Raw genomic sequence first — 12,258 nt, 5'->3', positions numbered from 1 at the left:
AAATAATTATGAAGCGAAGTTTATTATTAATAGCATTATGCATATTTGCAGGATTCTCTTTTGCCCAGAAAAAAGCTGTGAAAGATGCAAAATCCGCAATGAAGAACGTTGATGAAGCAAGAGAATTAATCAAACCCGCACTCACTAATCCTGAAACTGTGAATGATCCTGAAACATGGAAAATAGCAGGTGATATCGAGTACAAAGCGTTTGATGATGAACGAACTTTAGAAATGCAAAAAGAGATCACCGGTAAAGGAGGGAATGAAGAAAAGATGTATATTGGACTTTACAATATGTATGATCCATATATCAAAGCTGATGAACTAGGTCAGATACCAAATGAAAAAGGACAGGTAAAGAACAAGTTCAGAAAGGATATTGTTAAAAATATGAGAGATGGACACAGGTTCTATATTAATGGAGGTGTGTACTATAACGAGAAGAGAGACTTTAAGAGAGCAACTGACTTTTTTGAAAGATACTGGGAACTTCCTTCTTTAGCTATGTTTGAAGATACAAAAGGTGACTTCAATACACAAGATAGTGTTTATCAGACTATCAAATATTATGCTGTTATTAGCTCTATCCAATCGGCTGATCATGACCGTTCTATCAAACTATTGAAGAAGATTATCGCTGAACCTTACGTTCAGAACAGTACTTATAAGGAAAGTGATGCATATGAACTCTTAGCTAGTGAATACCAACAAGTAAATGATAGTCTTGCGTTTGTACAAGTATTGAATGATGGTGCTAAGAAATTCCCTGGTAATAAATATTTCACACCAAACTTGATCAATGAGTTCATTAGAGGAGGCAAGACGGCAGAAGCTATGGCTTATTTGGATCAAGCGATTGCTAACGATCCAAGCAATACTTGTGAATTGATAGGAGTAAAAGCATCATTGTATGCTGAGCAAAAAAATTATGCAAGTGCAGAACCTGCATATCTACAAGCTATCGCTGCTGATGCTAACTGTGAGAAAGCCCTTGAAGGCTTAGGCGTGTTGTATATACTTCAGGCTCAGGATGTAAAAGAAAAAGCTGGTCAAACAAATAGTAGAAGTGAACAAGCACAGTTAGATAAGCAAACTGCAGATTTTTATCAGAAATCTTTACCATATCTTGAAAAATATAGAGATTTGTTGAAAGCCAGAGGTGCTGATTTTGATTTAGATATCAAACCTGCATTAATGAAATTACAAAATGTATATTATAACTTGAGTCTATTGAATATAGATAAATCAGCTGAATATGAAGCAGTTCAAAAAGAGCTAGGTATATCAGATAAGCAATAATATTTATACTATAAATAATAATAAGCGTCCGGAACTAAAAAGTTCCGGACGCTTTTGTTTTATCATATGTTTAAATAAGGTGAAACTTTATTGCTTCTTGTTAATATTGAGGCTATTTATCACTTTTATTGTGGATAGTTTTTTGTAAATTTGTTAGAAGCGAACTTTAAATAGGTAAAGACATGAAAGAAGATAAATTAGTAACAATAGCGATACATACTCCTCAGAAAGCTTATATCTTAAAGCAGGTTTTGGAAGAAAGGGGTATTAACACACATCTTGTGAATGTTTCGCAAAATGCTGACGATACAAGCCTGGGGTTGGCCGTACGTGTAGATAAAGAAGATTTAATGAATGCCATATCTGTAATTGAAAATAAAAAACTATTCAGATATGATGATGAGAAGATCTCTAAAATAGATGACGGACGAAAACGCATTCTAGTCGCTGTAGACTTTTCCAGTTACTCAATAAAGGCTTGTCATGCAGCATTTACCATAGCGCAACAAACGAATGCTAAAGTGAAAATACTGCATGTATATCGGGTACATTTTCCAATTACATTCCCATTTGCTGATAATTTAAACAAAGATGATGAAAGTGATGTACTAAGTGTAGCTAGACGGAGAATGCTTGATTTTTGTAATGAAATAGATGAAAAAATTACACAAAAAAAATTTCCTCCTATAAATTATTCATATTCGTTACGTGAAGGACTCATTAGTGAAGAGATAGAAAACTTTGTAGAAGAATATAAACCATTCTTACTAGTCTTAGGTACTAAAGGTTTAAGTAACAATAAGAGGAATGTAGTAGGGAATGTAACGGCTGATATAATTGAGATGACCAATGTGCCTGTGATGGCTATTCCGGAGAACTTTACGATTGAAAATACTCTTGATTTTCAGAATATAGCTTTTTTTTTGGTAGAATCTTTTTGCCTAGTATATCTAGAAAGGTTCTAATAAATTCTGATGTTGCTCTTATTATCTTTAGATAGAATCTTAGAAATAGCATAGCGAATGATAGCCAAATTTAAAACGCTATCATTTGTTATATAATTACTATTATGTTTAATTGTGTATTTAAAATCTATTATTACAAACTCAAGTTATATCGCCTCTCTCTTTTTTAGTTATCTTTGATTATAATTCTAGATTTTATAAAAATCTATTCACTAGCATTCAAAAATAGAATTTATGGATCATATTGAGAACGATGAACAATTTCAAGGATTAAGTGTAAATAAAGGCACTTCAGAGCAACCGACTATTAATCCTTATCTAAATAGCTTCAAGAAATTTAAACGCAAAACGTATTCTGTGTCTGAATATGTTGATGGTATTCGCAAGGGAAATATATCTATTCTTGGACAGGCAGTTACACTTATTGAAAGTTCTAAACCAGAACATCAGGCTATAGCACAAGAAGTTATAGAAAAATGTTTGCCATATACAGGCGATTCTGTTCGAATTGGTATTACAGGTGTACCCGGAGCCGGAAAAAGTACTTCTATTGATGCATTTGGAATGCATATTCTGAAAAAAAATAATAAACTAGCCGTTCTTGCTATAGATCCATCAAGTGAATTGACTAAAGGAAGTATACTTGGAGATAAGACTCGTATGGAACGTTTGTCTGTTGAAAAAAATGCGTTTATACGCCCCTCCCCTTCTGCCGGGTCCTTAGGTGGTGTAGCTCGCAAGACGAGAGAAACGATTATACTCTGTGAAGCTGCTGGATTTGACCGTATTATAATAGAAACAGTTGGTGTTGGGCAGTCTGAAACAGCTGTACACTCTATGGTCGATTTCTTTTTACTTATACAATTAGCCGGAACCGGAGATGAATTGCAAGGTATCAAGCGTGGTATAATGGAGATGGCCGACGGAATTGTTATAAACAAGGCTGATGGTAATAATATAGAGAAGTCTCGTTTAGCACAGTCCCATTTTAAGAATGCTTTACACCTATTTCCTCTGCCGGAATCAGGATGGGTGCCTAAAGTCTTGACTTACTCCGGATATTATGAGATAGGTATAGATGAAGTATGGAATATGATTGATGAATATATTGTATTTGTCAAAGAAAATGGTTATTTTGAGCATAAACGTAACGATCAATCTCGCTATTGGATGTATGAAACGATAAACGAACGGTTAAAAAATAATTTTTATAACAATGCTGTCATACAAAAGGAATTAAGGGTATGTGAAGAACAAGTACTTAATTCCCAGATAAGCTCATTTGCTGCTGCTAATAAAGTCTTAGATATTTATCAGAAGATATCTAAATGATAAGGAAACGTATATTATTGCAGATTTATAACCGAATATTTTCTTAGAAATCATTATATTTGTACACTTTAATAGAAATAATTTCATTGTTGAATTAACATTAATATAAATCATGGAGAAACCATATGCTATTGGGATTGATATTGGTGGAACCAATTCTGTTTTTGGTGTTGTAGACAAACGTGGACACATCATTAATCAGGGTTCTATCAAAACTGGTGCTTATAAAGAAATCAACGAATATGTAACAAATCTCTCAGCCGGAGTTCAAGAAATTATAGATCAGGTTGGAGGATCAAGCAATATCAAAGGTATTGGAGTTGGAGCTCCAAACGGAAATTACTTTACAGGTTGTATCGAATTTGCACCTAATCTTCCATGGAAAGGTGTTATTCCATTGGCTCAGATGCTGACAGACAAACTAAATGTACCTGTGGCATTAACCAATGACGCGAATGCAGCGGCTATAGGTGAAATGACTTATGGAGCAGCTCGTGGAATGAAAGATTTTATTGTTATTACACTAGGTACAGGCGTTGGTAGTGGTATCGTAGTAAATGGTCAATTGGTATACGGCCACGATGGATTTGCAGGCGAACTAGGTCATACTACAATTCAACGTAATGGACGTATGTGTGGTTGTGGTAAGAAAGGTTGCCTTGAAACATATAGTTCTGCTACTGGTGTAGCACGCACAGCGAGAGAGTTTCTTGAAACAAGAAAAGACCCAAGTTTATTAAGAGAACTTGATCCGAACGAAATAACATCAAAAGATGTGTACGATGCTGCTGTGAAAGGTGATGTTTTGGCAAAAGAAATTTTTGAGTTTACCGGTCAGATGCTTGGAGAGGCGTTTGCAGATTTTGTAGCATTCTCTAGTCCCGAAGCGATCATACTATTTGGAGGATTAACCAAATCAAGCAAATTTATTTTTGATCCTGTGCGCAAGCATATGGAAGAAAATATGTTGCCTATATTCCGTAACAAAATTAAACTTTTAATGTCTGAGCTTAAAGAAAGCGATGCCGCCGTACTTGGTGCAAGTGCTTTAGGTTGGGAAGTAAAAGACTATTAAAAAGTTCTATAAATAGAAAGTATATATGTAGCAGTAGATTTTTTTCTACTGCTATTTTTTTATCAGTAATTTATTATAGTTGAATAGAGGTTGATAATAAACTTTTTATAATAAACTAGTGTTTTACTTTAATATGAACTTTTAAAACACAACAAAATGGGAAAATTTGAAATTTCGAAGAGAAAGAATGGTGAATTCCAGTTTAATCTTAAAGCAGGCAATGGACAAGTTATATTAAGTAGTGAAGGATACACAAAAAAAGAAAACTGCAAAAATGGCATTGAATCTGTAAGAAAAAATAGCCAGGTTGAATCTCGGTTTGAGAAACTAGAATCAAAAAATGGTAAACCATATTTTAATCTAAAAGCTACGAATGGGCAGATTATAGGAACGAGCGAATTATACGAAAGTGTAGCTAGCCGCGATAACGGTATTGCATCTGTTGTTAAAAACGCACCTGATGCTGAAGTTGTAGATCTGAGTGCAGAGTAAAGAATAAGCCCCCTACCCTCTTTTTAGAAAAAAAAATGCCATGCAAAGATATTTTCTTTGCATGGTACATTTTCTGTGTTTAATAGTGCGATTTCTAGTTATTCTTCTTCGCTGTAAGCAATTTCTCCATGTTGAGATATGTCAAGTCCGGTAGACTCGTCATCTTTGCTTACCCTCAGTCCAATAGTTTTATTAACAATAAAGAATAGTATGAATGTTAGAACAGCACTGTATACAACTGAAGCTCCAGTTGCAACAACCTGTATCCATAATTGATTCCAATCTCCGTATAATGCTCCTTGAACGCCCTCCGGGCCGGTGATAGCTCGTGTGGCAAATACCCCGGTAAGTATAGATCCAACTATACCACCGATACCGTGTACACCAAAAGCATCTAAAGAATCGTCGTATTTAAGTTTTGGTTTTACATAAGCAACCATAAAGAAACATACTAAAGCAGAAATTCCTCCTATGGCAAAAGCTCCGAGCACATCAGCAGTTCCTGCTGCGGGAGTTATTGCTACAAGCCCTGCAACAGCACCTGTACAAAATCCTACAATAGTTGGCTTTTTATAAAGAATCCATTCCAGAGCCATCCATATCACAGCTGCTGCAGATGTAGCTAAATGAGTTACAAGGAATGCATTTGCTGCCAATCCGTCAGCTGCAAGTCCACTACCTGCATTAAATCCAAACCATCCGAGCCATAGTAGAGATGTACCTATGAATACAAATGGGATGTTATGCGGTGTAAAAGGATGACCTATTGTTCTGTATCCTTTTCGGCGTCCTAACATGATAGCCATAACAAGAGCAGATATACCGGCATTGATATGTACCACAGTTCCTCCGGCAAAGTCAATGGCACCCATTTTCATTAGCCATCCACCGCCCCATACCCAGTGAGCCATTGGGTTGTAAACGATGATTGACCATAGGATGATAAAAACCACATAACCCGAAAACTTGATTCTTTCAGCAAAGGCACCAATAATCAAAGCCGGAGTGATAACTGCAAACATACACTGGAATAAGGCAAACAAAATCTCAGGAATGCCAACTCCGCTCATATATGTGTCTAATTTTATACCATGTAAAAATGCCTTATCAAATCCTCCGATAATTTGACCTAGAGGACTGCCGGAATCCATAAAGCTAGTACCAAATACCCAACTGTAGCCAAAAGCTACCCAGATAATACTAATTATACCGGTAGCCATAAGGCACTGCATAAGGATGCTCAAAATATTTTTTTGACGAACAAGACCTCCATAGAATAATGCTAACCCGGGAATTGTCATCATCATAACAAGCACAGTAGCTACTATAATCCATGCAGTATTCCCTGAATTTAAAACTGTAGGTTCTTCCGTAGCTGCTGCTACAGCTTCTACGGGAATAGCCATTGTTGTTTTTAAAGAGTCAGCAACAGTTGTAAGAGAATCCTGTGCCCATACAGCTGTGGGTAAAACCATAGCTATAAACAATATAATAGTGACGTATTTGAATAATCGATGTTTCATATTTTTATTTTTTACCTAAAGCTTTTTAACCTAATCTTTATTTACTCTCTTCATCCTCTTCATCCTTGTCGTACAAGGCTTCGTCACCATGGTCTCCGGTGCGTATACGGATTGATTGTTCTATTGCCGATACGAATATTCTACCATCTCCGCTTTCGCCTGTAAAAGCTGAACCTAAAATGGCATTAATTGATTTTTCTACATTTATATTTCTCACAACAAAAGCGATATAGATACGTTCTATTGTATTTACATCATATGCTATACCTCTGAATATTAAACCTTGACGGGCACTTCCCTGTCCATTGACTTCCCACCATGACAAAAAGTCGATATCTGCTTCATGTAATGCTCGGCGGACTTCATTAAATTTTGATTTGCGAACGATTGCTTCAATTTTTTTCATATAAAAAATGATAAAGTGTTTTATTTATAATAAGGAGGTTCTTACTTAAAAGACATACCAAATACAAAATGTATATCTTCAAGATTTGGGTTGCAGATGATATGCCCAAATATTGGTAAAGAAAATGAGTCTGTAACTTTTAAACTTTTGGATGCTTTTAAATATATAGAAGTGAAATTGAATCCATTTGTTCCATAAACAGCACTTTCCCAAGGTGTGAATCCTGTTGATATTCCCATGTCTATTCCCGCAACTGAGAATGGATAAGCTAACTCGATGTAAGTAGAATAAGAATTTTTACCATCTTCTTTCTTATTTCCTTTGCCTAATAGGAATGTATTCCATGTAACATTTAAAGGGAATGATTCGGGCAGTGTATAGCCTAATGATGTTTCTAAATAATGTCCATTGTTACTTCCTTGAGGGCTACTCAAATATCGATACTGGCCTTCTCCATCCCACCAGTAATCTGTAACAGCAATTTTAAATCCGCTATTTTCGTATGCGGCAGTAAAGTCTACTTCTTTTTTACCATTTTCGCTAGTAAAATCTGTAGAAGCCCATGCTCCTAGTGAGAATCCATTTACACTAGCACTTAATGTTGGTTGAAAACTGGCTCCGGCTTGCTTATAACCGCGCCATGCATAGGAACTTACTAAATCGGCTCCGAAATCAATATTAACTGATTGCGATTTTACGGATAAAGTAGAGAGGAAAGCAAATAATACTATAGCCAGACAACCTTTTTTACCTAAAATTAGAGTTTCCATAATCAAAATATTTAAAGATATTAAAATTAATCTTTATTATTCATTTTGATTAGATATATGGGTTATGAGTTTCTTTTTGGTTTATTTATTTGCAAAAATATGACAAAATATTTTATAAATCAAAATAAAGTGTAAAATATTTCAAAAAATATTTAGTGAAGTCATAAATTTGGTAGATATCAATATTGTAAATGTTGTTTATGTTGCTACTTTTTTAAGTATCAATTCTCGTAAACTTTTTTATTTATTTATATTTTTCCATTTAAATTTTCATAGAATACTTAAGCCGATAATTTTTCTTTATTTTTAATCCTTTGAAACACAATGATGTTAAATTTTATTCTAAAAAATCTTTGTAAATCTATTGCAGGATTCAAATCCTTATCCTATCTTTGCATCGCATTTGAGAGGAAATGCTGCTAATAAAAAAGCAAAAATAAAATGGTGTGGTAGTTCAGTTGGTTAGAATACCTGCCTGTCACGCAGGGGGTCGCGGGTTCGAGTCCCGTCCATACCGCTGGTAGCCTAAGACAATAGGCGACAGAAGTAAGACAAACCCTTCAAATTCAGTGAATTTGGAGGGTTTTTTGCGTTTAAACTGTCTGGGTCGAAAGACAAAAATAAGCCAAGAAACGCCAAATTCGTAGATTCAAAGTGTACCCCTTTTTATTTTTTGCCTTGGGGGTACGGCATTTCAAATACAAGGGGGTACAGTTTGTCCAAAATTGGCAGTCTGTTGTCGTGAATTGGCACTGCATATAGAACTCAAATTTAATCAGTTACAAGTAATTTTGTTTCATTAAAATTTGAGTTTATGAAATCTACATTCCGAATTCTTTTCTACCTGAAAAGAGACAAACAGAAAGCAGACGGCACAGTTCCAATTTGGTGTCGCATTACGGTTGACGGACAAGCAACCCGTTTCAATACCAAGTCAGACATTCATCCCGATTCTTGGGATTCTAAAGCCGCAAAAGCAAGCGGAAAGACAAAAGAGGCAATGGCAATCAATTCTCTTTTGGACACAATCAAAGCAAGTATCTATAAAGTTTACTACGACTTACAGACACGTGAGAACGATGTTAATGCCGAACGTGTGAAAAACATTTTTCTTGGTATTGAAGTCAAACAACAGACCATATTAGAACTATTCAAGCGTCATAACGAAGACGTAGAAAAGTTAGTTGGTATCAGTCGGTCAAAAGGAACACTTCAAAAGTATGAGATTGCCCGTAAACACCTTACCCGATTTATCCAAGAGAAATACAGTGTATCGGACATTTCGCTGAAAGAAATCAATCACATGTTCTTATGTGACTTTGAGATATTCTTGATGACTTCGTGCAACTGCGGCCCGAATACAACAGCTAAATTCATGCAGCGATTTCGCACCATTATTATATCTGCAAAAAATAATGGATGGATTCACATAGACCCATTCGCCAACTATAAAATAAGGTTTCAGAAAGTTGACAAGGGCTACTTGACGCATGAACAAATCGAAACTATCATGCAAAAAGAGTTTACCACTAAACGCTTGGAACAGGTCAGGGATATTTTTGTGTTCAGTTGTTGGACTGGACTTGCCTACATTGATGTTAAGAACTTACGGGAAACCAATATTCGGACTTCTTTCGATGGCAACCTATGGATAATGGGAAAGCGAGAAAAAACGGGCGTAAACTTCAATGTTCCCCTACTGGATATTCCAAAACAGATTATAGAAAAATACGAAGGCAAGTTACCGAACAAAATGGTGCTTCCTGTTCCGAGCAATCAAAAAATGAATGAATATCTCAAAGAAATCGGCGGATTGTGCGGTATTGAGAAAGAGTTAACATTTCATTTAGCACGCCATTCATTTGCTACTCTGACACTTAGCAAGGGTGTATCCATTGAAAGCGTGAGTAAGATGTTGGGACATACCAACATCAAAACAACTCAAATTTATGCCAAAATTACGGATACTAAAGTCAGTAATGATATGGCTTCTTTTGCAGAAAAGTTGGAAAGTACAAAAACAAAATCCAAATCGAAGTTAGACAGCCTGTTTGAATGCCTTTCTTTGAATGAAAAAATGCACCTGTTCAACCTTCCTACCACCCTATCTTCCGATAATGAACGAGAAAAACGCATGTCCTTGATTTGGCAGAGCCTTTCAGAAGAAGAAAAGACTTCTCTTTGGGAAAAGGCGTTTGAAGACAATGAAATGACTGTTTTCAAACCCAAAGCGTTCATCCATAAATTAGTCGTTAATAAATAAAATCATAAAGTCATGGAATTACAAGCAATCAAAAACAAAATTATCACCATTCAGGGACAACAAGTCATCCTCGATAGTGATGTCGCCGAACTGTACGGTGTGGAAACAAAGCGTATCAATGAGGCGGTAAAAAATAACCCTGATAAATTCCCCGAAGGGTACATTCTGTATTTGTCTATGGATGAAGCCATTTCTTCAAGGTCGAAAATTTCGACCTTGAAGAATACGAAGCGTGGTGACAACTTGAAGTACCCACCCAAAGCGTTCAGTGAACGCGGTTTGTATATGTTGGCGACCATCCTAAAATCGCCTGTGGCAACCGAAACAACGATTGCCATTGTTGAAACATTCGCCAAAGTGCGGGAACTATCCCGAAACATTACCGAACTTCAACAGCAAACGGATAAAGAGCAACAAAAAACGATGCTGCAAAAAAGCGGTGAAATCATGTCGGATATTATATGTAGCGATTTTGAAACAACCGATACGGAAACTACGCTCGAACTCAACCTTTTTGTGTTGGGCGTAAAGCATACCATTAAAAGAAAGCCTAAAAAATAATGAGGCATTCGCAAAACATCGCTATCTTTGCAATAGTAATTAGAATTATAACGGTTTGAGTACCGTTGATATATAACATAACGTTCGCTGAACGTCTCACCACGAAAACTGGCACTTTTCAAACAGACGAGACAACAGTTGCAATGTTCATGCTATACGAAAGTATGGCGTGGGCTTGCCTGTTTCGTCTGTGGGTATGCCAGTACCTCGTGGTGGAATAGTGTGAGTTCCACGCTTTTTCTTGGGATATTGGCGAACATCCGTAGATTGTAAAACGTTTATATCTAAAGTCATGAAAAAAGTAAAATTGTTTATTATTGCGTCCATCGACGGTTACATCGCCTGCCCGTGGGATGATGATATGGAATGGTTCGCCGAGTTTCCCAATCCATCAAAGAACGATTACGGGTATAAGGATTTTTTTGCTTCTGCCGATACTGTTATTATGGATGAACTCGTGTATAACGGAATCATGTGCTTAGATGTAATCTGGCCATATAAGGATAAGGAAACTATTGTTGTTTCCAGTTTTGCGCGTGAATCTAAAGAAAATATCCGTTTTACTACCGATGATGCCGCAGCAACTATTACCCAACTCAAACAGCAAGGCGGAAAAGATATTTGGCTGATGGGTGGTGACGTAATCGCATCGCTGTTCGATTTAGTGGATGAAATGCAACTGGTGTACATTCCCGTGATTCATGGTAACAACAAACCACTGCTACCCGAAAAATTGAAACCATCGCAATGGTTATTGACCGAAAATAAAGCGTATGATAACGGTGTAATACGGTTGACATACGAACGAAAATAAAATGGAAAAGGTCAGACGGTAAATCTGACCTTTTCCATTAAAAAAGCGGTCTGTTACGACCGCCTAAAAACGAAACCTTCTTCGTACCAGTAATCGCCGATAAATAAATCGCGGGCGAATTTTTCGTAGTCGAAATACGTTTTTGCAAATTCCGGTAAATCGTAGCATTCATCAACGATTTGCATTGCGTAATCTTCTTCGCTGTCATATTGACCTTGATAATCATCTTCAAACGATGAAATCAAATCGGCAATATCTTCGGAAGCGATATCGCTGCTTGAATTATTGAGCCAAACCGTAAACGCTTCTTGTTGCGTTTCGTTAAGGTTGCCAACGGCTTCGATAACTGCGAAAATATTTGGTGAAAGCCAACTTTCGTTGATAAGACTTTCTGGAATATTTTCATAATCTTGGAACATCAGTTCCGGGTCTTCTTCGTCGGCATGAAGTTCTCTACATGCTTTGTAAAATTCTTCACTGTCGGAATAATCCGATAAATCCATCCACTTTCCGAAGATTGAACCTTCGTTGTACTTGGCATAAGTGCCAACATAAATCCGTGCTTCCGATAAATTTTCCATGACTTCAATTTTTAAAGATTTCCAACCTTGCGGTCGTTTTGTTTTCATGGGCAACTCTCGGTGTAGGCTTTAGGGCTGTCAAGTTTTGCGCAAAAATTACGCTCGCCCAACAGGGAAAGAGGAAGAATATTTGCAGCAACCGCAGGCTCGAACTTTACTGCCCGTTTAGAAGCCG

At 36.5% G+C, this 12,258-nt stretch carries 12 protein-coding genes, 1 tRNA gene and 1 pseudogene; 9 read left to right on the top strand and 5 right to left on the bottom strand.

Annotated features, from left to right (window positions below):
• Positions 1 to 8 precede the first annotated feature (8 nt).
• From BGO84_RS17490 to BGO84_RS17470, 5 genes are all read left to right on the top strand, one after another.
• Positions 9 to 1,301 carry a hypothetical protein gene (locus tag BGO84_RS17490; protein WP_291031065.1) on the top strand — a complete coding sequence of 431 codons (1,293 nt, stop codon included), beginning with the start codon at positions 9 to 11 and terminating at the stop codon, positions 1,299 to 1,301.
• A gap of 182 nt (positions 1,302 to 1,483) precedes the next feature.
• A complete protein-coding gene (locus tag BGO84_RS17485) occupies positions 1,484 to 2,266 on the top strand; it encodes a universal stress protein (protein WP_291031063.1) in 783 nt (260 codons plus the stop codon).
• Positions 2,267 to 2,500: 234 nt separating this feature from the next.
• Complete coding sequence (gene meaB, locus BGO84_RS17480) at positions 2,501 to 3,598, top strand: methylmalonyl Co-A mutase-associated GTPase MeaB (protein ID WP_291031061.1); 1,098 nt, start codon at positions 2,501 to 2,503, stop codon at positions 3,596 to 3,598.
• A 112-nt stretch (positions 3,599 to 3,710) separates the two neighbouring features.
• A complete protein-coding gene (locus BGO84_RS17475; protein ID WP_135106107.1) occupies positions 3,711 to 4,673 on the top strand; it encodes an ROK family protein in 963 nt (320 codons plus the stop codon).
• Positions 4,674 to 4,829: 156 nt separating this feature from the next.
• Positions 4,830 to 5,165, top strand: coding sequence for a YegP family protein (locus tag BGO84_RS17470; protein WP_006843962.1), 336 nt, complete (start codon positions 4,830 to 4,832; stop codon positions 5,163 to 5,165).
• Positions 5,166 to 5,263: 98 nt separating this feature from the next.
• Here BGO84_RS17470 and BGO84_RS17465 read toward each other — a convergent pair whose 3' ends face one another.
• Genes BGO84_RS17465 through BGO84_RS17455 form a run of 3 tightly spaced genes read right to left on the bottom strand, consistent with a single transcriptional unit; the run spans position 5,264 to position 7,864 of the window.
• Positions 5,264 to 6,688, bottom strand: a complete 1,425-nt coding sequence (locus BGO84_RS17465) for an ammonium transporter (RefSeq protein WP_291031059.1) — start codon at positions 6,686 to 6,688, stop codon at positions 5,264 to 5,266.
• 37 nt (positions 6,689 to 6,725) lie between these two features.
• On the bottom strand, positions 6,726 to 7,094 hold the full coding sequence (locus tag BGO84_RS17460; RefSeq protein WP_135106111.1) for a P-II family nitrogen regulator: 369 nt from the start codon (positions 7,092 to 7,094) through the stop codon (positions 6,726 to 6,728).
• A gap of 41 nt (positions 7,095 to 7,135) precedes the next feature.
• Complete coding sequence (locus BGO84_RS17455; RefSeq protein WP_291031058.1) at positions 7,136 to 7,864, bottom strand: hypothetical protein; 729 nt, start codon at positions 7,862 to 7,864, stop codon at positions 7,136 to 7,138.
• 443 nt (positions 7,865 to 8,307) lie between these two features.
• Here BGO84_RS17455 and BGO84_RS17450 point away from each other — a divergent pair.
• From BGO84_RS17450 to BGO84_RS17440, 3 genes and pseudogenes are all read left to right on the top strand, one after another.
• Positions 8,308 to 8,381, top strand: a tRNA-Asp gene (locus BGO84_RS17450).
• Between the two features lie 297 nt (positions 8,382 to 8,678).
• Positions 8,679 to 9,851: pseudogene (locus BGO84_RS17445) on the top strand (site-specific integrase); the annotation flags it as partial.
• 288 nt (positions 9,852 to 10,139) lie between these two features.
• Complete coding sequence (locus tag BGO84_RS17440) at positions 10,140 to 10,688, top strand: ORF6N domain-containing protein (protein WP_085535602.1); 549 nt, start codon at positions 10,140 to 10,142, stop codon at positions 10,686 to 10,688.
• Between the two features lie 147 nt (positions 10,689 to 10,835).
• Here BGO84_RS17440 and BGO84_RS17435 read toward each other — a convergent pair whose 3' ends face one another.
• Positions 10,836 to 10,982, bottom strand: a complete 147-nt coding sequence (locus BGO84_RS17435) for a hypothetical protein (protein ID WP_291031055.1) — start codon at positions 10,980 to 10,982, stop codon at positions 10,836 to 10,838.
• Between BGO84_RS17435 and BGO84_RS17430 the strand changes: the two genes are divergently transcribed.
• Entirely contained in the window at positions 10,981 to 11,502 is a 522-nt protein-coding gene (locus BGO84_RS17430) for a dihydrofolate reductase family protein (RefSeq protein WP_085535603.1), read from the top strand. The two genes, BGO84_RS17435 and BGO84_RS17430, sit on opposite strands and share 2 nt — an antisense overlap.
• Before the next feature lie 53 nt (positions 11,503 to 11,555).
• Here the strand turns inward: BGO84_RS17430 and BGO84_RS17425 are convergent, their stop codons facing one another.
• On the bottom strand, positions 11,556 to 12,083 hold the full coding sequence (locus BGO84_RS17425) for an antirestriction protein ArdA (protein WP_085535982.1): 528 nt from the start codon (positions 12,081 to 12,083) through the stop codon (positions 11,556 to 11,558).
• Positions 12,084 to 12,258 lie beyond the last annotated feature (175 nt).

Origin of the sequence: Dysgonomonas sp. 37-18 (assembly GCF_001899125.1) — a bacterium.
Classification (GTDB): Bacteria; Bacteroidota; Bacteroidia; order Bacteroidales; family Dysgonomonadaceae; genus Dysgonomonas.
This window is presented reverse-complemented; position numbering and strand designations above follow the sequence as displayed.

Excerpts from the sequence above, each read along its gene's own strand:
- BGO84_RS17490 (WP_291031065.1), top strand. The coding sequence starts at position 9 with ATGAAGCGAAGTTTATTATTAATAGCATTATGCATATTTGCAGGATTC.
- BGO84_RS17465 (WP_291031059.1), bottom strand. The coding sequence starts at position 6,688 with ATGAAACATCGATTATTCAAATACGTCACTATTATATTGTTTATAGCT.
- BGO84_RS17460 (WP_135106111.1), bottom strand. The coding sequence starts at position 7,094 with ATGAAAAAAATTGAAGCAATCGTTCGCAAATCAAAATTTAATGAAGTC.
- meaB (WP_291031061.1), top strand. The coding sequence starts at position 2,501 with ATGGATCATATTGAGAACGATGAACAATTTCAAGGATTAAGTGTAAAT.
- BGO84_RS17470 (WP_006843962.1), top strand. The coding sequence starts at position 4,830 with ATGGGAAAATTTGAAATTTCGAAGAGAAAGAATGGTGAATTCCAGTTT.
- BGO84_RS17455 (WP_291031058.1), bottom strand. The coding sequence starts at position 7,864 with ATGGAAACTCTAATTTTAGGTAAAAAAGGTTGTCTGGCTATAGTATTA.
- BGO84_RS17430 (WP_085535603.1), top strand. The coding sequence starts at position 10,981 with ATGAAAAAAGTAAAATTGTTTATTATTGCGTCCATCGACGGTTACATC.
- BGO84_RS17435 (WP_291031055.1), bottom strand. The coding sequence starts at position 10,982 with ATGACTTTAGATATAAACGTTTTACAATCTACGGATGTTCGCCAATAT.
- BGO84_RS17440 (WP_085535602.1), top strand. The coding sequence starts at position 10,140 with ATGGAATTACAAGCAATCAAAAACAAAATTATCACCATTCAGGGACAA.
- BGO84_RS17485 (WP_291031063.1), top strand. The coding sequence starts at position 1,484 with ATGAAAGAAGATAAATTAGTAACAATAGCGATACATACTCCTCAGAAA.
- BGO84_RS17475 (WP_135106107.1), top strand. The coding sequence starts at position 3,711 with ATGGAGAAACCATATGCTATTGGGATTGATATTGGTGGAACCAATTCT.
- BGO84_RS17425 (WP_085535982.1), bottom strand. The coding sequence starts at position 12,083 with ATGGAAAATTTATCGGAAGCACGGATTTATGTTGGCACTTATGCCAAG.